Below are 21,326 nucleotides of genomic sequence, written 5' to 3' on the forward strand. Positions count from 1 at the left end.
GCTGACGTCGGAGACTCTACACGGCGCCGAGCGGTTCCGCCGAATCGTGTTCGAGTGGTGACCTCAGGTGACCAGTCCCTGGTGGTGGCAGGCTGCCTGGTGGTCCGCCCCCGGCGCGCCTCCCGGCGCGCCTCCCGGCGCGGCGGCCCCCAGTACGCCTCCCGGCGCACCGCCCAGCCCGCCTCCCGGCGCACCGCCCAGCGCAGCGCCCAGCGCGCCGCCGGTGAGGGCCGGCCGCTCCCGCTCGCAGAGCGCCCGGTCCGCCGGCACCGGGAGGGCGGCGTAGCGCGGGCAGCGGGTGCGGAAGACGCAGCCGATGCGGCGCTCGGTGGGCGGCGGCGGGTCGCCGGCCAGCAGGATGCGGTCGCGGGCGCGCTCGGCGGCGGGCTCGGGGAGCGGGACGGCGGAGAGCAGGGCACGGGTGTACGGGTGGCGGGGGCGGTCGAAGACGGCGGAGACCTCGCCCTGCTCGACCGTCCGGCCGAGGTACATCACGCTGACCCGGTCGGCGAGGTGCCGGATCACCGAGAGGTCGTGCGAGACGAACAGGTAGGAGAGGCCCAGTTCGGCCTTGAGTGACTGGAGCAGGTTGAGCACCCCGGCCTGGATGGAGACGTCCAGCGCGGAGACCGGTTCGTCGAGGACCAGCAGCCTGGGCCGGACGGCGAGGGCCCGGGCGATCGAGACGCGCTGGCGCTGGCCGCCGGAGAACTGGTGGGGGTAGCGGGTGGCGTGCTCCGGGTCGAGGCCGACCTGGCGGAGCAGTTCGGGCACCCGGCGGGCGGTCTCCTCGCGCGGGGCGCGCTGGGCGAGCAGGGGTTCGGCGACGATGTCGCCGATCGGCATCCGGGGGTCGAGGCTGGCCATCGGGTCCTGGAAGACGATCTGCACCTCGGCGCGGAGCCGCTGGGCCTCCGTTCGGGTGAGTGCGGCGGTGTCCCGGCCGAGCAGTTCGATCCGGCCGGTCTCGGGGGCGCCGAGCCTGAGCAGTTCGAACAGCGTGGTGGACTTGCCGGAGCCGGACTCCCCGACCAGGCCGAGGGTCTCGCCCTCCCGCAGGTCCAGGTCGACGCCGTCCACCGCGTACACCTCGCCGACCTTGCGCTTGAAGACCGTGCCCTTGAGGAGGGGGAACGTTTTTCCAAGGCCGCTCACCGACAGCACCTGGGCCCGGGCGGAGCGGTCGCCGGGGCCGGCGGCCGCTCCGGGCAGTGCCGGGACGGGGTAGACCTCGGCCGGCGCGGGCCGTCGCTCGGCGAGTTCCGCCGACCGTACGCAGGCCGACAGGTGGTTGTCCGTACCCTCCAGGGCGGGCTCGGCCGCCGTGCAGCGCTCCTCCGCCAGTGGGCAGCGCGTCGCGAACGGGCAGCCGGGCGGCAGTTCGGCCATCGGGGCCGGGCTGCCGGGGATCGGCACGAGCGGGCCGCCGCGCCCGTCCAGCCGGGGCAGCGCGCCGATCAGGCCGAGCGAGTAGGGGTGGTGCGGCGCCGCGAACAGCTCGTCCACCCCGGCCGTCTCGACCACCCGTCCGGCGTACATCACCGCGACCCGGTCGGCGGTGCCGGCGATCACCCCCAGGTCGTGGCTGACCAGCACGAGCGCCGCGCCGGTCTCCCGCTGGGCGGTGCGCAGCACGTCCAGCACCTGGGCCTGGATGGTGACGTCCAGCGCGGTGGTGGGCTCGTCGGCGAGCAGGATGTCGGGCTGGTTGGCGACGGCCATGGCGATCATGGCGCGCTGACGCATGCCGCCGGAGAACTCGTGGGGGAAGCTGTCCAGGGCCCGGTCGGGCGCCGGGATGCCGACCAGGTCGAGGAGTTCGGCGGCCCGGCGGCGGGCGGCGGCCTTGTCCACCCGCTGGTGGATGCGGACCGCTTCGGCGATCTGGTCGCCGATCCGGTAGACCGGGGTGAAGGCGGAGAGCGGGTCCTGGAAGACCATGGCGATCCGGCGGCCGCGGATCGCGGCCAGCTCCCGGCCCGGCAGCCCGACCAGTTCCCGTCCGTCCAGGCGCACCGAGCCGCTGATCCGGGCGGTGCCGGGCAGCAGCCCGAGTACGGACAGCGCGGTGACGGACTTCCCGGAGCCGGACTCGCCGACGATGCCGAGGGTCTCGCCGCGCCGCAGGGTGAGGTCCACCCCGCGGACGGCGGGGACCGGGCCGTCGGGCCCGGCGAAGTCCACCCGCAGGTCGCGGACGGCGAGCAGCGGGGTGTCGACGGTGGCGGTCACGGGCGGCGCTTCCTACGAGGGGAACGGCGGGGCGAGGCCCCGGAGGTGGGGTCGAGGGCGTCGCGCAGCCCGTCCCCGATCAGGTTGACGGCGAGGACGAACAGCACCAGCAGGGCGGCGGCGAAGTAGAACAGCCAGGGGAACACCGGGGCGTCGCCCGTTCCGGCGGCGAGCAGGGTGCCGAGCGAGACGTCCGGCGGTTTGACCCCGAAGCCGAAGTAGGAGAGCGCCGTCTCGCTCATCACGGCGCCGCCGACCGCGATGGTGGCGTCGATGATGAGGAAGGAGGCGACGTTCGGCAGGATGTGCCGGCTGATGATCCGCAACGGCCGTACGCCCATGAACCGTGCGGCGCGGACGAATTCGCGCTCGCGCAGCGAGATGGTCATCGAGCGGACGACCCGGGCGGTGATCATCCAGTTGAAGAGCGCGAGCAGCAGGACGAAGGCGATCCAGCCGGCGCTCTTCAGCCGGGCCGAGACGATGGTGATGACCAGGAAGGCGGGGAAAACCAGCAGCAGGTCCACCAGGAACATCAGCGCCCGGTCGGTCCAGCCGCCGAAGTAGCCGGCGCAGGCGCCGACCACGGAGGCCAGCAGGGTGGAGAACAGCGCCACCAGCAGGCCGATGACCAGCGACTTCTGCAAGCCGCGGACGGTCTGGGCGAAGACGTCCTGGCCGACCCCGTTGGTGCCGAACAGGTGCTCCGCGGACGGTGGTTGGTGCAGCGCGGAGAAGTCCGGGGTGGCGTAGTCCCAGGGCGTCAGGTACGGCCCGCCGAAGGCGAGCGCGAACAGCAGCAGCACCAGCACGGCCCCGACCACGGCGCCGCGGGCGGCGAGCAGCCGGGAGAGGACGAGCCGGCCGCGGCCGGCGGGCCTGGGTCTCTTCTCCGTGGGGATCGGGGTGGTCATCTCGGCTTCCCTCCGGTCAGGACCGCACGCGCGGGTCGAGGGCGGCGTGCAGGGTGTCGGCGAGGAAGCCGGAGGCGAGCACGACGGCGGCGGTGAACAGGTTGATCGCGACCACCGAGTTGACGTCCTGTTCGTTGATCGACTTGATCAGCCACTCGCCCATGCCGTGCCAGCCGAAGATGGTCTCGGTGAAGATCGCGCCGGTGAAGATGCCCAGGAAGCTGTAGGCGAACATGGTCGACATCGGGATCACGGCGGTCCGCAGCCCGTGCTTCAGCAGCGCCCGGCCGCGGGTGAGGCCCTTGGCCTCGGCGGTGCGCAGGTAGTCGGAGCCGAGCACGTCGAGCATGGTGCCGCGCTGGTAGCGGCTGTAGGTGGCGAGGCCGCCGAGGGCCAGCGAGATGGTGGGCAGCAGCAGGTGCAGCGCCCAGTCGGCGAGGTGGGCGCCGAGGCCGCCGGTGAGCCCGGGGGTCTCGTAGCCGGTGAACGGGACGACCTCGTGGCCGGCCGCGTCCTTGGCGGCGATCGCGCCGTTCTTGAGGAACAGCGCGACCAGGAAGACCGGGGTGGAGAGCAGCACGAAGGACAGCACGGTGAGCAGCCGGTCGGAGATCCGGTACTGGCGCACCGCGCTCCACGCCCCGACGGCGACGCCGAGCACCATGCCCAGCACGCTGCCGAGCAGCAGCAGCCGCAGGGACACCCAGACCCGGCGGCCGAAGTCGTCGGTGACGGGGGTGTCGTGGATGGTCCGGCCGAGGTCGCCGTGGAGCAGCCCGCCGGCCCAGTGGCCGAAGCGCTCGACCACCGGGGTGCGGTCGTTCAGGTTGAGCGCGGTGAGCTGGCGTTCCACCGAACTGACGGACGGCCGGGGGACCTTGGCCTCGAAGTAGGTGCGCGGCTGGAGGGCGGTCGCGGAGATCGCGTACGCCAGGAAGACGGCGGCGATCAGCAGCACCGCGTAGTAGCTCAGCCGTTTCGCCAGGTAGCGGAGCATCAACGGCCGTCCGCGGCGGTGCGGGTGGGGCCGACGCGTCTGGTGGGCATCGAGTGGCTTTCGGTCCGGGCCCGGTCGGGGCGTCAGTTGGGTGTTGGGACAGGTGAGTTGGTAATCCGCAGGTCAGAGTGAAGCAGGTGATCGCTGAGACGGTGTTGCGGCCGTGTTGCCGCGTGTGACGTCTGGATCAGGTGTGCGGTCCTCCCCCTGGTGGTGGATCTGATCGGCTGTTACGTTCTGCTCGCCCGGTGCCGAATTGGCTGCCCACGATCAAGACCCCTCACACCTCGCACGCCCCAACTCCCGTCATCGACCCCAGGGGGACCCTCATGGACGCTTCCACCACGGCCCGCCGCCTCGGCCGGGCGACCGCCCTCGCCGTCGCCGTCGCGCTCGCGGTCACCGCGTGCACCTCGGGCGGGGGCGGCTCCGCCGGCGACGCGGCCAAGAGCGAGCCGCCGAGACAGGACTCCCAGGACATCAACCCCAAGTCCCTGGACCAGATCAAGGACGGCGGGGAGGTGCGCTTCCAGCTGGACCAGTGGATCACCCAGTGGAACCCGCTCCAGGTGGACGGCGGCTCCTACACCGACACGGTGAACCTCATCCGCGCCGTGGAGCCCTCGCTCTTCCGCACCGACGCCTCCGGCGCCTTCCAGCCGGACCCGGACTACCTGGTGGAGGCCAAGGTCACCTCGGTCTCGCCGCAGGTGATCACCTACAAGCTGAACCCCAAGGCCACCTGGTCGGACGGCAAGCCGCTGAGCTACCTGGACTTCAAGGCCGATTGGCAGGCGAGCAACGGCAAGGACCCGGCGTACAACATCTACGACCCGTCCGGCTACGAGCTGATCTCCGCGGTCGAGCAGGGCGCCGACCCGAGCGAGGTCAAGGTCACCTTCTCGGAGCCGTACGCGGACTGGCAGAACCTGTTCCGCCCGCTGGTCCCGGCGGCCGGCATCGCCACCCCGGACGACTTCAACAAGGGATGGGTGGAGAAGGTCCCGATCACCGCCGGGCCGCTGAAGATCGGCGTGGCGGACAAGACCGCGCAGACCATCAGCCTGGTGCCGGACCCGGCCTGGTGGGGCACCCGGGCCAAGCTCGACCGCATCACCTTCCGGGTGATGGACAAGGCCGCGAGCATCCAGGCGTACCTCAACAACGAGATCGACTTCGCCTCGGCCGGCACCGCCACCGCGTACGGGCAGCTCAAGAACGCCAAGGACACCGCGATCCGGGCCGCCAGCCCGTGGGACGAGGTACACATCTCCTTCGGCGGCACCGGGGCGCTCGCCGACCCGAAGGTCCGCCAGGCGCTCGGCAAGGCGCTCGACCGCTCGGCGCTGATCAAGATCGCCAACAACGGGGTGCCGGTGGAGTTCAAGCCGCTCGGCAACCACATCATCATGCCCAACCAGACCGGCTACCAGGACAACTCGGGCGAGTGGGCGAAGTTCGACCCGGCCGCGGCCAAGAAGCTGCTGGACGAGGCGGGTTGGCAGGAGTCCGGCGGCGGCCCGCGCACCAAGGACGGCAAGCCGCTGGAGCTGCACTGGGTGCTCAGCGACGGCACCGCGCAGGCCCAGCTCGACCTGGCCACCGCGGCGGCGGCGATGTGGCAGTCGGTCGGGGTCAAGGTCAGCCTGGACAAGGTGGCGGCCAACGACTACTTCGCCAAGTACGTCACCCCGGGCAAGTTCGACATCGCGAGCTGGCGCAACACCGACTCGTTCCCGAACTCCAAGGCCCTGGCCAACTTCCGCCTGCCGGTGGGCGACAACACCTTCAGCAACCCCTCGCGGCTGGGCACCCCGGAGATCGACGCGCTGCTGAAGAAGGCGGCCGGGACGGTCGACCCGGCGGAGGCCGCGAAGCTCTACAACCAGGCGGACGCGAAGATCTGGGAACTCGGCCACACCGTCGAGCTCTACCAGCGGCCCGCCGTGGTGGCGACCCGCAAGGGGCTGGCCAACTACGGCGCCTTCGGTCTCGCCACGGAGGACTACGCCAAGCTCGGCTGGGAGAAGTAGCCGGGGCCCGGTCCTGAGCCGGGCTGGGCGAGCAGCGCGGTGATCACGAGGCCGGTGGCGAGGACGCGGGGGGATCGGCGCCGCCGCCCCCGCTGTCCCGCCACCGGCCTTGACCTTCCGCGTTGCCCGCACGCCGCCCGTGTCGTGGGGCCCGGCAGGGCCCGCGCTCTTCCGACCGGGGAAGAATCTAGCGGCGCTCCGGCCGCCCGTGAGGCAGCGCGCGGGGCGCGCCAGGAAACCCGCCGCGCTGTCACCCGGTTCGCGCACCGGAGCGTCAATTGGGGCTGACGGCAAGGAAAAAGGGGCATACAGGGTCATCGCGCCCGGGGATGAGGGGGGTTCGAGACCCGCGCCGTGCGGGTCCGCGACCTGTGCCCGTGCGCGCACTCCTGGGTGCCGGTGCGTGCACACCTGCCGCGCCGGTGCGTGCGCCGGGCTCGGACCGCTGCCAGGATGCGCGGGAAGATCCCCCGTACTCGATGCCCCGGAGTAGTCCCGATGGCCAGTGACCCCGCCGCCGCGGCACCCCGCAGGCTCCCCGTCGACCCGCCGCCGGTGCGCCGGATGGTCGCGCGGGACCGGCACGAGTCGCATCGGGTCTCCACCCCGCTGGAGCTCTTCTTCGACCTCTGCTTCGTGGTCGCGGTCGGCCAGGCCGGGCGCGAACTGGCCCACTCCCTGGCGGCCGGACACTACGGGGAGGGCCTGCAGGGCTACGCCCTCTCGTTCTTCGCCATCTGGTGGGCCTGGATGAACTTCACCTGGTTCGCCTCCGCGTACGACGTCGACGACGTGCCGTACCGGCTCACCACGCTGGTGCAGATCGCCGGGGTGCTGATCCTCGCCGCCGGGGTGCCGCGGCTGTTCGCCACCCAGGACCTGACGCTGGCGATCGCCGGGTACGTGGTGATGCGCCTGGCGATGGTCACCCAGTGGCTGCGCGCCGCCGCCGGGGAGCAGGGCACGGCCCGCCGGGTCGCGCTGGACTACGCGGTGGGGATCACCCTCTGCCAGGTCGGCTGGGTGGTGCTGCTCCTCCTCCCGGCGGGCATCCGGCTGTACGCCGTCCCGGTCGGGGTGCTGTGCGAGCTGGCCGTGCCGGTGGTCGCCGAGCTGCGCAAGCGCACCTCCTGGCACCCGCACCACATCGCCGAGCGGTACGGGCTGTTCACCCTGATCGTGCTCGGCGAGACGGTGGCGGCGGCGACCGTCGCGGTGCAGTCGGCGGTGGACGAGCACGAGGAGCTGGGCCGGCTGGTGCCGGTGGCGGTCGGCGGGCTGCTGATCTGCTTCGCGGCCTGGTGGATCTACTTCGCCAGTCCCGTCCACCACCACCTGCGCACCAACCGGCAGGCGCTGGTCTGGGGGTATGGGCACTACCTGGTGTTCGGCTCGGCGGCGGCGATCGGCACCGGGCTGGAGGTGGCGGTGGAGTCGGCCGTGCACCAGACGCACATCTCCGAGGTGGCCGCCACGGCGACGGTCACCGTGCCCACCGCCGTCTACCTGCTCGCGGTCTGGCTCCTGCACTCCCGGCACGCCAAGCGGGGTGTCCTGGCCCAGGCGGTGTCCCCGGTCGCGGCCGTCCTGGTGCTGGGCTGTACGGCGCTGCGCGGCGCCGGGGTGCCGGCGGCGGGCCTGGTCTGCGCGCTGCTGGTGGCGGTGGGGGTGCTGATCCACGCGCGGGAGAGCCGGCCGGCCGGTACCCGGTAGGGCCGGCTAGCCGGCCCCCAGGAGAACCGGTTCGTGCCGTGCCAGCCAGGCCAGGTAGGCCGGGTTGACCTTGGCCAGATCCAGGTAGGCGGCCCGCAGTTCGCCGTACAGCGCGTCCAGCGCGGGCGGGCTGAGCGCGCGCGTCCGCCAGGTGAACAGCAGCCGGACGGCCAGCGGGTCCCCGTGCACCGGGCGGACCACCGTGCCGGGTCCGGGCAGCGAGGTCGGCTGGCAGGGGCGGACGGCCTCGCCGGAGGCGACCAGCTCGGCGGCGGTGGCGTTGTCCCGGACCTGCACCACCCGGGGGTTGAGCCCGGCCTCGCTGAACACCCGGCGCATCGCGGCGTACTCGTGGTCGGCGGTCGGGTCGACCATCCAGGTGTCCTCGGCGAGGTCGGCCAGGTGGACGATCGGCCGGGCGGCGGCCGGGTGCCCGGCGGCGAGCGCGACGAACTGCGGCTCGCGGTCCATCAGCACCCGCTGCTCGGCGTCCGCCGGCACCCGTAACGGGAAGCCCTCGCTCTCGTACACGAAGGCCACGTCCAGCTGGTCGGCGGCGACCATCCGCAGCAGCGCGCTGGCCGAGACGTCCACGTGGATGGTGGTGTCGGTGTCCGGCAGCCGCTCGTGCACCCGGCGCAGCCAGGCCGCGACCGCCCGGCTGCCGACGCTGCCGATGCGCAGCCGCCGCTGCCGGCTCGGCCCGGCGCAGTCCCGGGCCTCCTGGCGGGCGGCGGCCACCAGGGCGGCCATCTCGGTGATCACCGGACGGGCCCGGGAGAGCACCGAGTGGCCGAGCGCGGTGGGCCGGCTGCCGGTCTGCTCGCGGGTGAACAGGGTGCCGCCGATGGCGCGTTCGATGCGGTGCAACTGGGTGGTGAGGGAGGGCTGGGTCATGCCGAGTTGGAGCGCGGCCTTGCGGAGGCTGCCGCTGTCGGCGATCGCGCACAGCACCCGGAGGTGTCTCACGTCGAGCTCCACGTCGGGAGCATAAACGGCGCCGGGGTGCATCGCCAAGGACATGACAGGCGATCAAGGCATGCCGAACGGTCGACCGACGGATCGGCCGACTGCCATGCCACGGTGCTATCGCCGGTTGGCATCATCCGTGACGGCCCCGGGCGGGTCGAAGCTCGGTGGGCAGCAACCCGCCGCCGGCCACCGCCGGGGCGGCCCCCACCGTGCGCCTCCGCCGAGTCAGGCCCCCACCGGCTCCGGCGAACCGGCACACCGCGAAATCGGAGCCCCCACATGAAGCGATCCGTGCTGTCCGCCGCCCTGGGCCTGGCCCTCGCGGCCGGCCTCGCGACCCTGCCCGCCGCCGCGGCCTCCGCGGCGCCGGCCGCCCCGGCTGCCGTCCCGGCCGCTGCCTCGGCGGTGCAGGGCTACACCGCCACCACGTACGCCGGTTCGGCGACGGAGGCGGCGAACAACCAGGCCTTCTTCCGGGCCGTGATGGCCTCGGCCAAGGCCCGGCAGGCCGCGAACCCGTGGCTGCTGAACGTCGCCGTCACCTACGACACCGTGAACGCGCCCTCCTTCACCAGCCAGATATCCCAGGCCGCGCAGATCTGGAACAGCTCGGAGCGCAACGTGCAGCTCCAGGAGACCAGCGGCAACGGCGACTTCTCGTACTACGAGGGCAACGACAGCCGCGGCTCGTACGCCAGCACCGACGGCCACGGCCACGGCTACGTCTTCCTCGACTACACGCAGAACCAGCAGTACAGCTCGCTGCGCGTGGTGGCACACGAGACCGGCCACGTGCTCGGCCTGCCCGACGACTACTCCGGCCCGTGCAGCGAGCTGATGTCCGGCGGCGGCCCCGGCCCGTCCTGCACCAACCCGTACCCCGACGGCAACGAGCGCAGCCAGGTGGACTACCTCTGGGCGAACGGTCTTGCGGCAAGGAACTGACAACGCCGGCAGGCGAGTTCGGCGCGGCGGGCCGCTCGGCCGGAATCGCTCGGCCCGCCGCTCCGGGTACTTCCCCGGACGGGAGCCTAGCCCCGTCCGGAACGGAAAACCAGGGGCACGATTGAGTCAAGGCGAGGAAAAGCCAGCTCAAACCGACGCCATAGCGGGGGTATTGGACGGTGCTATCGCGGGTTGGCATCATCCGCCCACGCACCGCCTTGCCCGAAGCTCTGGGGACACCACCCGTTGACCAGGTGATCGTCCGGGCCGGCCCCCACCGGCCCCGGCGCCTCAGGAAATCGGAGCCCCCACATGAAGCGATCCGTGCTGTCCGCCACCCTCGGCCTGGCCCTCGCGGCCGGCCTCGCGGTGCTGCCCACCACCGCCGCCTCCGCGGCGCCGGCCGCCGCCCCGGCGGTGCAGGGCTACACCGCCACCACGTACGCCGGCTCGGCGACGGAAGCGGCGAACAACCAGGCCTTCTTCCAGGCCGTGATGGCCTCCGCCAAGGCCAAGCAGGCCGCCAACCCGGGCCTGACGACCGTCACCGTCACCTACGACGCCAGTTCCGCGCCGTCCTTCCGCAACCAGATATCCCAGGCCGCGCAGATCTGGAACAGCTCCGTCGCCAACGTCCAGCTGCGATCCGGCTCGGCCGCCGACTTCCGCTACTACGAGGGCAACGACAGCCGCGGCTCGTACGCCAGCACCGACGGCCACGGGCGCGGCTACGTCTTCCTCGACTACGCGCAGAACCAGCAGTACAGCTCGGTGCGCGTGGTGGCGCACGAGACCGGCCACGTGCTCGGCCTGCCGGACCACTACTCCGGCCCGTGCAGCGAGCTGATGTCCGGCGGCGGCCCCGGCACCTCCTGCACCAACCCGTACCCGAACAGCACCGAGCGCAGCCGGGTGAACTCGATCTGGCTGTACGGCTGATCCGCGCGGGATCGTTGAGCCCCGGCCCGGCCGCCTCGGTGCGGCCGGGCCGGGCCTCGCTGTTGCGGGGCGTTGTCAGTGGCGCGTGCGAGCATGCGGACGAGACCGTTCCGCCGCCGACCGCCAGGAGCCGCCGCCATGTCCCGTTCCGCCCCCGAGCAGCTCACCGACCTCCCGTACGCCGACCTGCTGCGCCCGCACACCGGGCCGCTGCGCAGCGACGAGCGGTACGACACCGTGCACTTCGACGGCGGCGAGCACACCGACGAGTCGGGCGCCGGGGCGGCCTTCCTGGAGTGCGCCTTCACCGGCGTCGCGCTCAACGGGGTCAAGCTGCGCCAGGCCCGCTTCAACGAGGTGTGGGTGCAGGCCGGCCGCTGGGTCGCCTGCGACCTCAGCGACTCGGAGTGGCAGGACAGCTCCTTCGTCGGCGGCGTGCTCGCCGGGGTCGCCGGGTACGGCTCGGCGCTGCGCCGGGTGGTGTTCCGCGGCTGCAAGCTGGAGGCGGTCAACCTGCGCTCGGCCGTCCTGCGGGACGTCGTCTTCGAGGACTGCCTGCTGCGCGACGTGGACTTCGGCGAGGCGAAGCTGACCGGGGTGTCCTTCCCGGGCTCCACCCTGGAGGAGGTCCGGCTGCGCGGCGCGACGCTGAGCAAGACCGACCTGCGCGGCGCCGTCCGGCTCGGCCTGCCCGACGGCCACCAGGGGCTGCGCGGGGCGGTCATCAGCTCCACCCAACTGCTGGAGCTGGCACCGCAGTTCGCCCAGGCACTGGGGATCGACGTGAAGGGCCGCTGAGGTCGGTCGGGGGCTGGCCCGGCCGTTCCGGCCGTCCCCGTCGTTCCGGTCGTTCCCGCCGCGCAGCCGCTCAGGGCGATGGCCGTAAGAGTGGCGGCGACAGGCAGGGCAAAGCGCGTCAACCGCATGGATCTCCGCCGGAGTTCGTGCTGGTAGCAGCAGCAGGGCAGAGAAGTTGAACGCGTTCAACATTGGCGATGGCGTGCTCGCGACAGGCCCTGCGTTCAGCCGGGCGTCGCTCGGTGACACCCGGACGAACAGTCCGCCAACCCTGCCGCGCGCATCTGGTGGGCCGCCCCGCGGCGGTGGAGACTGCTGCGCGATCGAGCGAGCGCCGACTTGTGTACACAACATCTGTACACAACATCGCCAGCGAAGGGACGGGCCGAGCTGATGGCCGAGTTGAGTCGTAGGAAGTTCGTCACGCTGTCCGGCGCCGCCGCGGCCGGCCTCGCCGTGGCCGGGACCACCGGCACCGGCGCCGGCGCCGCGAAGGCCGCCACCGGTGCCGCCCTCGGCGCGACCGGCACCATCACCGACGCCCGACACGTGGTGATCCTGATGCAGGAGAACCGCAGCTTCGACCACTACTTCGGCATGCTGCGCGGCGTACGCGGCTTCGCCGACCGCAGCGCCATCCAGATCTCCGGCGGCTACAGCGTCTTCAACCAGCCCAACGGCCTGCTCGGCCGCCAGTACCCGTGGCAGTTCAGCCAGACCAAGTCCGCCGGCGGAGCGGACCCGGAGCGCCTGGCCCAATGCAATGGGGACCTCAGTCACGGATGGAGTGACCAGCACAAGGCCTGGAACGGCGGCGCAATGGACTCCTGGGTCGCCGCCAAGGGCAACGTCCGCACCCTCGGCTTCCTCACCCGCCAGGACATCCCGTTCCACTACGCGCTGGCCGAGAACTGGACCATCTGCGACGCGTACCACTGCTCCGTCCTCAGCGCGACCGGCCCCAACCGCACCTACCACTGGTCCGGCCAGATCGACCCGGCCGGCACGGCGGGCGGCCCGGCCTACGACGGCGGCGACGAGAAGGGCCTGCGCTGGCAGACCTACGCCGAGGCGCTGGAAAACGCCGGGGTGAGCTGGAAGGTCTACCAGAACGCCGCCGACAACTACGGCGACAACGCCTTGGCGTACTTCACCAACTTCTCCGGCGCCCCGGCCGGCAGCGCGCCGGCCACCAAGGGCATGGGCTCGGTGCCCAAGGTCACCGGGAAGACCCCGGACGACATCGCCGCCGCGATCAAGGCCGACGTCCTGGCCGGCACCCTGCCGCAGGTCTCCTGGATCGTCCCCGACCAGGCCTCCTCCGAGCACCCGTACGCCACCCCGACCGATGGCGCGCACTTCGTCCACATGGTGATCGACGCCCTCAACGCGGACCCGAACGTCTTCAACTCGTCGATCCTGTTCATCAACTACGACGAGAACGACGGCTTCTTCGACCACGTCCCGCCGCCCGCCGCCCCGGCCGGCACCCCCGGGGAGTTCTACAACGGCACCAATATCGGCCTCGGCTTCCGCGTCCCGATGATCGCCATCTCGCCCTGGAGCCGGGGTGGTTGGGTCAACTCCGAGACCTTCGACCACACCTCGGTGCTGCGCTTCCTGGAGGTCTGGACGGCGGCGCTGGGCAAGCCCGCCGCCTGCCCGAACATCAGCGACTGGCGGCGGCGCGTCTGCGGCGACCTGACCGGCGTCTTCGACTTCGCCAACCCGGTCTACGGCCTGCCCGCGCTGCCCGACACCTCCCAGACCATCGGCCTCTCCGCCTGCGGACCGCTGCCCAACCCGGCCCCCGTGAACAACCGACTCCCGGTCCAGGAAACCGGAACCCGGCCCGCGCGTGCGCTGCCGTACCAGCCGAACGCCAACCTGGACCACCTGGAGTACGGGTCGGGCGGGGTGATGAAGGTCTGGATAGCGATGGACAACGGGGGCTCGGCTGCGGCGAAGTCCGCCCACTTCGCCGCGTACGCCAACGCCTACCGCAGCGGCGGGCCCTGGCAGTACACGGTGGACCCGGGCGGCAGCACGAGCGACTTCTTCAACTGCGGCACCAACTTCGGCGGCGGGCCGTACGACTTGTCGGTCATCGGCCCCAACCGCTTCCTGCGCCGCTTCAAGGGCGACGCGACGAAGGCGGGCAAGAACGCGGCGGTGACGGCCTCGTACGCCGTGGAGCCGGGCAGCGGCAAGCTGGCCTTGTACTTCCGGATGGCCAACTCCGGTGCCACGCCGGTGACTTTCACCATCGCCTCGAACAACTACCGGACGGACGGCCCCTGGACGTACCAGGTCCCGGCCGGCGGGGGCGTCAGCGACTTCTTCAACGCCGTGGCCATCAGCGGCGGTTGGTACGACTTCACGGTCACGGTGGATGTGGACGGCAGCTGGTCCCAGCGCTTCACCGGCCACCTGGAGACGGGCGCGCCCAGCATCACCGGTTGATGTGAGAACCGGGCTCCGCGACCCGTGGGCCCCGGTTCAGAACGAGCCGTCGCCCCGGATGCCGTGGACGATCGGTCAAGGTCAGCGAGGAGCGAGGAGGCAGAACTCGTTGCCTTCCGGGTCGGCCAGGACCGTCCAGTGGATCGCGGACTGGTCGAAGTCGGGGTCGGTGGCGCCCAGGGCGCGCAGTCGGGCTGCCTCTGTGGCCAGGTCGTCATCGGGGTAGGGGCGGATGTCGAGGTGGACGCGGTTCCACACGCTCTTGGTGTCGGGGGTGCGGACGAATTCGAGGTAGGGGCCGACGTCCTTGGCGGATCGCATGGTCGCGTGGTCGTCGGTGACTTCGTGCAGCGTCCAGTCCATCGCCTGGCCCCAGAACCGGGCCATCTCTCGGGGGTCGGTGCAGTCGACCACCACGGCGGCGATCGGCCCGGTGTTCCGGTAGATCGGGCGGGGATCCAGGACGCAGAACTCGTTGCCCTCCGGGTCGGCCATGACCGTCCACGGGACGTCGCCCTGACCCACATCGGCGAGCGTCGCGCCGAGATCCTTCAGTCGCGCGACCAGCTCCGCCTGATGGGCGGTCGAGGTGGTGGCCAGGTCAAGGTGTACCCGGTTCTTCACCGTCTTGGCTTCCGGGCGGGCGACGATGTCGATGCAGACGGCCTCGGGGGCCGGGTAGGTGAAGCCCACGGGTTCGAGATTGGTGACGGTGGGTGCCTCGTTGTCGACACCCCAACCGAGTACCTCCGCCCAGAACCGGCCGAGCGCGGTGTTGTCGTGGGCCTTCATGTTGATCTGCACGAGTCTTGTTGCCATGCCGCAGATCCTAGGAGCTGCCGACGATTCAGATGGAGTCGAGCTCGCCGGCCTGGAGAGCGGAGACGAAGGAGCGCCAGGCGTCGCACGGGAAGGTCAGGGCCGGGCCGTCGGGGTCCTTGGAGTCGCGTACGGGGACGGTGGCGGGCCAGTCGGCGAGGGAGGCGGTGCGGGCGCGAGGTGATGTTGCGGGTGGCGGTGTCGTCCGGCCGGGCGTAGTCGGTTGCGATGGAGCGCTTCAAGGCTTCACGCCCTGGTGCCGGCGAGGCTCCCGGCCTTTCGGCGCGGGAGCCTCGCCTCTTGCTGTCAGACGACGATGTAGTCGGCCTTGTCGTTCCAGTTCCCGCCGTACTGGTAGCCGATCTGCGTGAAGTCCGGGGAGCAGGTCTTCAGGCCGATGATCAGCCCCGGGTCGGGCATGAAGTCGCGCTCGTCGTAGAGCGTGAACCCGCCCTGGTTCTTGACGTTGCAGGCGGAGCTGGCCTGGTCCCGGAAGCTCCACTCGTCGAGGTTCTTCTGGCCCGCCGAGGACCACTGGAGCTTGCGGCCTTCGAAGTTGATGTCGGCGTAGATGCAGACCCAGCCCGACAGGCATGACGAGTCGTTCACGAGGGACGGCGCCGTCTGGGCGGCGGACGCGCCCTGGGGCGCGAGGGGCTTCGGGCGGGCGGCGTCGAACTCGGCGGTGGCCCGGTCGGCCTCCGCCGCGGTGTCGAAGCAGCGGTTGTCCCCGGCGCCGAACTCCGTGCAGTTCTGGGCGCCTTGGGCCCACGCGGAGCTGATCTTCACGTGCTGCCCGTGGTAGAGGACGGTGACCTCGCCGGTGGACTTCGCCAGCCCCTCCTGGTGCCGCGCCTCCTCTTCGGGCGTGGAGACACGGCTGGTGACGCCCGGGTTGGGGCTGCCTGCGGCCTGGGCGGGTATCGACCAGCCGAGCAGGAGGACGGCGGCGCCGGCCCCCGTGGCGATGCTGCGGAGCTTCATGGACAACCTCTCGTGTGTGTACCGCGGTCTCAGCCGTTCGGCCCTCCCCGCCGCGGTACAGGCGTGCACGTTATCGACTTTGCGAACTGATAAACATGCAATTGCAGGAACTTGAAGCACCGAAATGGCGGAGAGGGCCGGATCAGCGACGCCAGAAGAGGTGGTGGGTGACGCCGCTCGGGCTGGGCACCACCTCCAGATGGAAGCGGTCGAGCAGTTCGTCGGGAGAGTCCCAGAGCTTCAGGCCGGAGCCGAGTGTCACCGGGGAGACCGCGATGTGCAGGGTGTCCACGAGGTCGGCGTCGAGGAACCGGCGGATGGTGGTGACGCCGCCGCCGAGGCGGACGTCCCGGCCCCGAGCCGCCTCGCGGGCCCGGTCGAGCACCTCGGCCGGGTCGCCGCCGACGAAGTGGAAGGTCGTGTCGGAGAGGGTGAAGGACGGCCGTGCGTGGTGGGTCATGACGAACACCGGGGTGTGGAACGGCGGCTCGTCGCCCCACCACCCCTGCCACTCGTGGTCCTGCCAGGGGCCGCGCTGGGGGCCGAACTTGTTGCGGCCCATGATCTCGGCGCCGATGTTGCGGGCGAAGTCGCGGGTGAAGTAGTCGTCCAGGCCCCGGCTGCCCCCGGGGTCCGTCCGCATCGGCCAGCTCGCGGTGGCTCCGGCCCAGGAGAACAGCCGCTCGGGGTGGTCGAGGCCGAACGGGAGCTCCAGGCTCTGGTGTTCGCCGGCCGCGATGCCGTCGGCGGAGACGTTGAAGTTCATCACTCGGAGTAGTCGGTCCATGGCGGTGCCTCGGCAGTCGTCGTGGTGCGACCGGGTGCCGCACACCAGGACGTCGGAGCGGAGGCCGCCGGATCGACATCGGCCCCGAGGGTTTTCCGGGACGTCAGGCGAACGGGCCCCGGGGGAACCACGGGTCGTGGACCTCCCGGGGGCCGTCCGGGGTCAGCAGGGTGAGGCTGAGCTGCCCGGAGGCGTACTCCGCCAGCTGGACCGCGCCGTGCCGGGTCTCCAGCTCGGCCTGCACCGGCACCGGCAGCTTGGTCAGGGCCCGGCGCAGTTGCAGCGCGTCGCGGCGGCTGATCGGCTGCGGGGAGCGCAGCACCAGCCGCAGCGGGCTGAGCGCTCCGGTGACGGGCAGGCCGCTGCCCAGTTCGTAGCCGACCGCGCCGATCGGGCCCCACTGCAGGCGGTGGTCCGCCACCAGCCGGCCGACCTCGGGGAGCAGGGCCAGGGCCGGGATGCCGGCCAGGCGTTCGGGGGCGAGGCGCTCGCGGCGTTCGGGGAGCTGTTCGGGCCGCAGGGTGCGGGCGACCGCCGCCCAGGGGGCGAGGGCGTCCAGCCGCTGGCCGGGGCGCGGGCCGCGGACGGTCACCGGGAACCAGAGTTCCGGCGCGGCCTCCGAGTCCCGGGTGCAGCGCTGGGGGTGCGGCAGATCGAGGGGGCTGCCGACCACGGCGGGCGCCCGGCCGACCGTCACCCAGGGGTGCGCCCGCAGGACGGCCCGTGCCCAGTCGGGCAGTTCGCCGCCCGCGAAGGGGCGCAGTGAGCTGGGGCACTGCATCAGCAGCAGGTCGTGGGCGCCGGGCAGCCGGCCGTCCAGCGCGGCCAGCGGGCCGACCCGGCGGCGCGGTCCGTCGTGCTGGTCCTCGGCGGTGCGCCGGATGGGGCTTCCGGGGTGTGCGACGGTCACAGCTGGCTCCTTTTCGGCCGACGGCCCCAATGTGCGCCCGGCCCGTGGCCCCCGGCTACGGACGTTGGGCGCGTCCATCAGGGACCAAAGGCTCAAGGTGCGCTGCCGGGCGGCCGGTGTGAGAGTGGGGGCAGCCCGGGATGCTGTCCGGAGGAGGAGTCATGGGCATCTTCGACAGGTTCCGTCACAGGACGCACGAGACCGCCGACCCGACCGAGCGCGCGGCGCTCGCCCACGACGAGGCCGCCGACGCGTACAGCAGCGACGTCGAGCGCAAGCGCGAGTCGGAGGAGAAGCTCGCCCAGGAGGAGGCCGACCGGCGCGCCGCCGAGAACATGACGGCCGAGGGCGACCCCTGGGACTGAGGACCTCCGACCGGGACTGAGGACCTCCGACGCTCAGCGCGGCGGCAGCGGCGGGCGCCGCAGGTCCGGCCGGGGCGTGGAGTCCGGCGGGGGCGCCGCGGCGGGGGTGTCCTCCAGCAGGTCCAGGGCCAGCTGGACGGCGGCCGTCAGGTCGGGGTGGCGCCCCCGGGCCCAGTCGCGGGGGGCGCGCAGCACGTGCACGTCCGGTTCGACGCCCCGGTTCTCCACCGACCAGCCGAGCCCGCCGCCGAACCAGGAGGCGTTCTTCGGCACCGAGATCTGGGTGCCGTCGCCGAGGGTGTGCCGCCCGGTCATCCCGACCACCCCGCCCCAGGTGCGGGTGCCGATCACCGGGCCGAGCCCGAGCAGCTTGATCGCCGCGATGATCACGTCGCCGTCCGAGCTGGTGGCCTCGTCGGCCAGCGCCACCAGCGGTCCGCGCGGGGCGTGCCGGGGCCAGCGGACCGGGCGGCGGTCGCGGGTGAAGTCCCAGGCGAGGACGTGCCGGGTGAGCTTCTCCAGCACCAGTTCGGAGACGTTGCCGCCGGCGTTGCCGCGTACGTCCAGTACCAGCGCGGGCTTGTCCAGCTCGCGCCGCAGGTCCCGGTTGAACTGGGCCCAGCCGGAGCCGCCGAGGTCCGGGATGTGCAGGTAGCCGCACCGGCCGTCGCTGAACTCCCGTACCAGGGAACGCCGTTTGGTCACCCAGTCCTGATAGCGCAGCGGCCGTTCGTCGGTCAGCGGGGTGATCACGATCCGCCGCACCGCACCCTCAGGCCCACCGGTGCGCAGGGCCAGTTCGAGGGTGCCGGCGCCGGTGCCGGCCAGTAGCGGCAGCGGTCCGCGCAGCGGGTCCACCGGGCGGCCGCCGACCTCCAGGAACTCGTCGCCGTCCTTGACGCCCTGGGCGGCCAGGGGGGCGCGGGCGCGCGGGTCGGAGGTCTCGCCGGGCAGCACCCGGTCGACCAGCCAGCGGCCGTCGGGGGAGCGGTGGGCGTTGGCGCCGAGCAGGCCGAGCGGCTGCTGGGCGAGGGTGGGGCCCTCGGCGCGCCGGGACGGGGTGACGTAGGCGTGCGAGGTGCCGAGTTCGCCGAGGAGTTCGCGCAGCAGGTCGGCGAAGTCGTCGGGGGTGCAGACCCGGTCCAGCAGCGGTTCGTACTGGGCGACCAGCGCGGGCCAGTCCAGGCCGGACATCCGCTCGTCCCAGAACTGGTCCCGGACGATCCGGGCGGCCTCGTGGTAGGCCTGGCGCCATTCGGCGGCGGGGTGCACGGTGTGGGTGATCCGGCGCAGGTCGACGCTGGTCCCGGCGGAGGGGGCGCCGACCGGGATGACCCGCAGGGTGCCGGCCGAGTAGACCGAGATCGAGCCGCCGTCCCCGGAGACGGCGTAGCCGTCCAGCTTGTCGACCAGGGTGCTGCGGGTGCCCCGGGCGAGGTCGAAGTGCTCCAGTGAGGGGCGTCCGGAGGTGTCGTCCGGGCTGGTGAAGGTCTGCCCGAGGGTGCCGGAGATCGGCCAGCGCAGCCAGACCAGGCCGCCGCGCACCGCGTCGGTGGCCGAGTACTTGGAGGCGATCACCGGGAATTGGAGCAGTCGTTCGCCGATGCCCTCCGGGTCGACCCGCACGGTGCCGTCGCCGCCGCCGTGCGGGGCGCCGTCCTCGGCGGGGGCGGTGAACGGGGAGGGGGTGTCGGCGGCCAGCGGGACGAGGTACGGGCGGCAGCCGAGCGGGAAGGAGAGGTCGCCGGTGTGCACGTCGTGGACCGGGTCGAAGCCGCGCCAGGACAGGAAGGCCAGGTAGCGGCCGTCCCGGGTGAACACCGGCTGCTCGTCCTCGAAGCGGCCCTCGGTGATGTCGGTGGTCGCTCCGGGCGCATCCGCGCGGGTGAGCCGGATGCGGCGCAGCGAGCGCCCGGCGACCGGTTCGGACCAGGCGATCCAGTGCGAGTCGGGGGAGAAGCGGGCGCTGGAGACCGGGCCGTAGCCGGAGGCGGCGACCTCGCGCACCTCGCCGTCGGCGGAGGCGACCAGCAGCAGCCGCCCGTCCGAGGTGGCGGCGGCGAGCCGGCTGCCGTCGGGGGAGGCGGTGAGTTCCAGGACGCGGCCGATCCGCCCGGCGGCGATCACCCGGTGCCGGTGCAGTTCCGCGCCGGCCGGCCGGGGGGAGCGGTCGTGTCCGGGCAGCGGCATCACCTCGATCGCGTCGGCGCCCTGGGCGTCGGTGATCCAGGCGGCCTCGCCGGTGTGCCCGAGCACCACCGGCAGCCGGGTGCGCACCCCGGGGGTGTCGGCGAGCGCGCGGGCGGGGCCGTCCTTGTGGGTGAGCCAGTACTGGCTGCCGCGCACGGTGATCACCCCGGTCCGGCCGGTCTGGTCGCAGGCGAGGTCCTTGACCTGGCCCGCGGCGTTGACCTGGTAGGGGCGGCGGCCGGCCCGGGCGCCGCCGAGCGGGACGTGCAGCCGGCGCGGGGCGGGGGCGGCCAGGTCGTCGAGCAGCCAGAGGTCGCCGGCGTGCTGGTAGACGATCCGGGTGCCGTCGGTGGCGGCCTCGCGCGCGTAGTAGGAGGCGTGGTCGGTGTGCCGGCGCAGGTCGGTGCCGTCCGGGCGGCAGGAGTAGACGTTGCCGATGCCCTCGTGGTCGGAGAGGAAGGCGATCCGCTCGCCGACGGGCATGGGGGCGGCGAGGTGCCCGGTGTGGTCGGGGAGGATCCTTTCGCCGTCCACCCAGAGCCGGCCGGTGGCGCCGCCCCGGTAGCGCTTCCAGGCGGCGGGCCCGTGCGGGGCGGTGCCGGTGAGCAGCACGGTCCGTTCGCGGCTCATCTGGGCGTCGCCGACCGGCCCCCAGGGCATCCGGCGGCCGGGGGAGCCGTCCGGCGGCAGGGAGTGCGCCCAGGTGTAGTGGGCGAAGGGCTCGTGGTAGGAGGTGACGGCCAGCACCTCGCCGTCCGGCAGCCAGCCGCGCACCCGGGTGTCCTGGCTGCCCCAGAAGCTGAGCCGGCTTGCCGGGCCGCCCTCGACCGGGGCGGTCCACACCTCGGGGGTCGGGGCGAGCCAGCCGGTCCAGGCGAGGGTGGTGCCGTCGGGGGAGAACCGGGGGTGGCTGACCCGGGTGCGGTCGCAGCCGACCCGCCAGGCCCGGCCGGTGCCGCTGGCGTCGGCGTTCAGCGGGGCGACCCAGACGTCGTCCTCGGCGGTGAAGGTGAGCAGGCCGCCGTGCAGGTGGGGGTGGCGGAGGTAGCCGGGCGGGGTCACTCCTCCATCCTTCGACGGGGTGTCACACCCGGCAACCGGAGAAGCGGTACCACGAGCATCCGGCAGCGGTCTGGACCATTGACACCGCACGGCCGCATCCACTTCAGTGGTCTAGTCCAACTTGGGTGCCAGGCCGGGCCGTTCCCCCCACTGGCGCGTGCTCCGGCGTGCCCTCGGACCTCCCCCACGACCACGCCATCGCA

General features: G+C 72.6%; 16 protein-coding genes and 1 pseudogene. 7 read left to right on the forward strand and 10 right to left on the reverse strand.

Annotation, left to right across the window (positions count from 1 at the left end; translation table 11 throughout):
* Nucleotides 1–63: 63 nt before the first annotated feature.
* From QWJ13_RS32465 to QWJ13_RS32475, 3 genes are read right to left on the reverse strand one after another with little or no spacing between them, the layout of a single operon-like run.
* The gene (locus tag QWJ13_RS32465; RefSeq protein ID WP_316529091.1) at nt 64–2,232 is read right to left on the reverse strand and encodes a dipeptide ABC transporter ATP-binding protein; all 2,169 of its coding nucleotides are present in this window, start codon (nt 2,230–2,232) and stop codon (nt 64–66) included.
* Nucleotides 2,229–3,146, reverse strand: coding sequence for an ABC transporter permease (locus QWJ13_RS32470; RefSeq protein ID WP_316529093.1), 918 nt, complete (start codon nt 3,144–3,146; stop codon nt 2,229–2,231). Before QWJ13_RS32470 ends, QWJ13_RS32465 begins: the two co-directional genes overlap by 4 nt.
* Before the next feature lie 16 nt (nt 3,147–3,162).
* Nucleotides 3,163–4,143, reverse strand: coding sequence for an ABC transporter permease (locus QWJ13_RS32475; RefSeq protein WP_316529095.1), 981 nt, complete (start codon nt 4,141–4,143; stop codon nt 3,163–3,165).
* Between the two features lie 329 nt (nt 4,144–4,472).
* On the opposite strand from QWJ13_RS32475, the gene QWJ13_RS32480 reads away from it, so the two are divergent.
* Nucleotides 4,473–6,176: an ABC transporter family substrate-binding protein gene (locus QWJ13_RS32480; RefSeq protein WP_316529097.1), complete on the forward strand. Its 1,704-nt coding sequence runs from the start codon at nt 4,473–4,475 to the stop codon at nt 6,174–6,176.
* A 498-nt stretch (nt 6,177–6,674) separates the two neighbouring features.
* A complete protein-coding gene (locus tag QWJ13_RS32485; RefSeq protein ID WP_316529098.1) occupies nt 6,675–7,889 on the forward strand; it encodes a low temperature requirement protein A in 1,215 nt (404 codons plus the stop codon).
* A 6-nt stretch (nt 7,890–7,895) separates the two neighbouring features.
* Here QWJ13_RS32485 and QWJ13_RS32490 read toward each other — a convergent pair whose 3' ends face one another.
* Nucleotides 7,896–8,870 (reverse strand): LysR family transcriptional regulator, encoded by a 975-nt coding sequence (locus tag QWJ13_RS32490; protein ID WP_316529099.1) that lies wholly within the window; start codon nt 8,868–8,870, stop codon nt 7,896–7,898.
* A 270-nt stretch (nt 8,871–9,140) separates the two neighbouring features.
* Between QWJ13_RS32490 and snpA (QWJ13_RS32495) the strand changes: the two genes are divergently transcribed.
* The 4 genes from snpA (QWJ13_RS32495) to QWJ13_RS32510 all read left to right on the forward strand — a co-directional run bounded on the left by snpA (QWJ13_RS32495) (nt 9,141) and on the right by QWJ13_RS32510 (nt 14,006).
* Complete coding sequence (gene snpA, locus QWJ13_RS32495; protein WP_316529100.1) at nt 9,141–9,806, forward strand: snapalysin; 666 nt, start codon at nt 9,141–9,143, stop codon at nt 9,804–9,806.
* Between the two features lie 312 nt (nt 9,807–10,118).
* On the forward strand, nt 10,119–10,745 hold the full coding sequence (gene snpA / locus QWJ13_RS32500) for a snapalysin (protein WP_316529101.1): 627 nt from the start codon (nt 10,119–10,121) through the stop codon (nt 10,743–10,745).
* 138 nt (nt 10,746–10,883) lie between these two features.
* Nucleotides 10,884–11,543, forward strand: coding sequence for a pentapeptide repeat-containing protein (locus QWJ13_RS32505; protein WP_316529102.1), 660 nt, complete (start codon nt 10,884–10,886; stop codon nt 11,541–11,543).
* A 393-nt stretch (nt 11,544–11,936) separates the two neighbouring features.
* Nucleotides 11,937–14,006 (forward strand): phosphocholine-specific phospholipase C, encoded by a 2,070-nt coding sequence (locus QWJ13_RS32510; RefSeq protein ID WP_316529104.1) that lies wholly within the window; start codon nt 11,937–11,939, stop codon nt 14,004–14,006.
* Between the two features lie 81 nt (nt 14,007–14,087).
* Here QWJ13_RS32510 and QWJ13_RS32515 read toward each other — a convergent pair whose 3' ends face one another.
* From QWJ13_RS32515 to QWJ13_RS32535, 5 genes and pseudogenes are all read right to left on the reverse strand, one after another.
* The gene (locus QWJ13_RS32515) at nt 14,088–14,825 is read right to left on the reverse strand and encodes a VOC family protein (protein ID WP_316529105.1); all 738 of its coding nucleotides are present in this window, start codon (nt 14,823–14,825) and stop codon (nt 14,088–14,090) included.
* A gap of 28 nt (nt 14,826–14,853) precedes the next feature.
* Nucleotides 14,854–14,976, reverse strand: a pseudogene (locus QWJ13_RS32520) (DUF397 domain-containing protein); the annotation flags it as partial.
* 155 nt (nt 14,977–15,131) lie between these two features.
* The gene (locus QWJ13_RS32525; protein WP_316529107.1) at nt 15,132–15,809 is read right to left on the reverse strand and encodes a peptidase inhibitor family I36 protein; all 678 of its coding nucleotides are present in this window, start codon (nt 15,807–15,809) and stop codon (nt 15,132–15,134) included.
* 142 nt (nt 15,810–15,951) lie between these two features.
* Entirely contained in the window at nt 15,952–16,596 is a 645-nt protein-coding gene (locus QWJ13_RS32530; RefSeq protein WP_316529108.1) for a dihydrofolate reductase family protein, read from the reverse strand.
* 103 nt (nt 16,597–16,699) lie between these two features.
* On the reverse strand, nt 16,700–17,506 hold the full coding sequence (locus QWJ13_RS32535) for a phosphoribosyl-dephospho-CoA transferase MdcG domain-containing protein (protein ID WP_316529110.1): 807 nt from the start codon (nt 17,504–17,506) through the stop codon (nt 16,700–16,702).
* A 161-nt stretch (nt 17,507–17,667) separates the two neighbouring features.
* Between QWJ13_RS32535 and QWJ13_RS32540 the strand changes: the two genes are divergently transcribed.
* A complete protein-coding gene (locus QWJ13_RS32540; protein WP_316529112.1) occupies nt 17,668–17,871 on the forward strand; it encodes a hypothetical protein in 204 nt (67 codons plus the stop codon).
* Between the two features lie 33 nt (nt 17,872–17,904).
* On the opposite strand, the gene QWJ13_RS32545 is transcribed toward QWJ13_RS32540, so the two are convergent.
* On the reverse strand, nt 17,905–21,123 hold the full coding sequence (locus QWJ13_RS32545) for a S41 family peptidase (protein ID WP_316529113.1): 3,219 nt from the start codon (nt 21,121–21,123) through the stop codon (nt 17,905–17,907).
* Between the last annotated feature and the right edge of the window lie 203 nt (nt 21,124–21,326).

It is taken from the genome of Kitasatospora brasiliensis, assembly GCF_032654805.1.
GTDB classification, from domain to species: domain Bacteria; phylum Actinomycetota; class Actinomycetes; order Streptomycetales; family Streptomycetaceae; genus Kitasatospora; species Kitasatospora brasiliensis.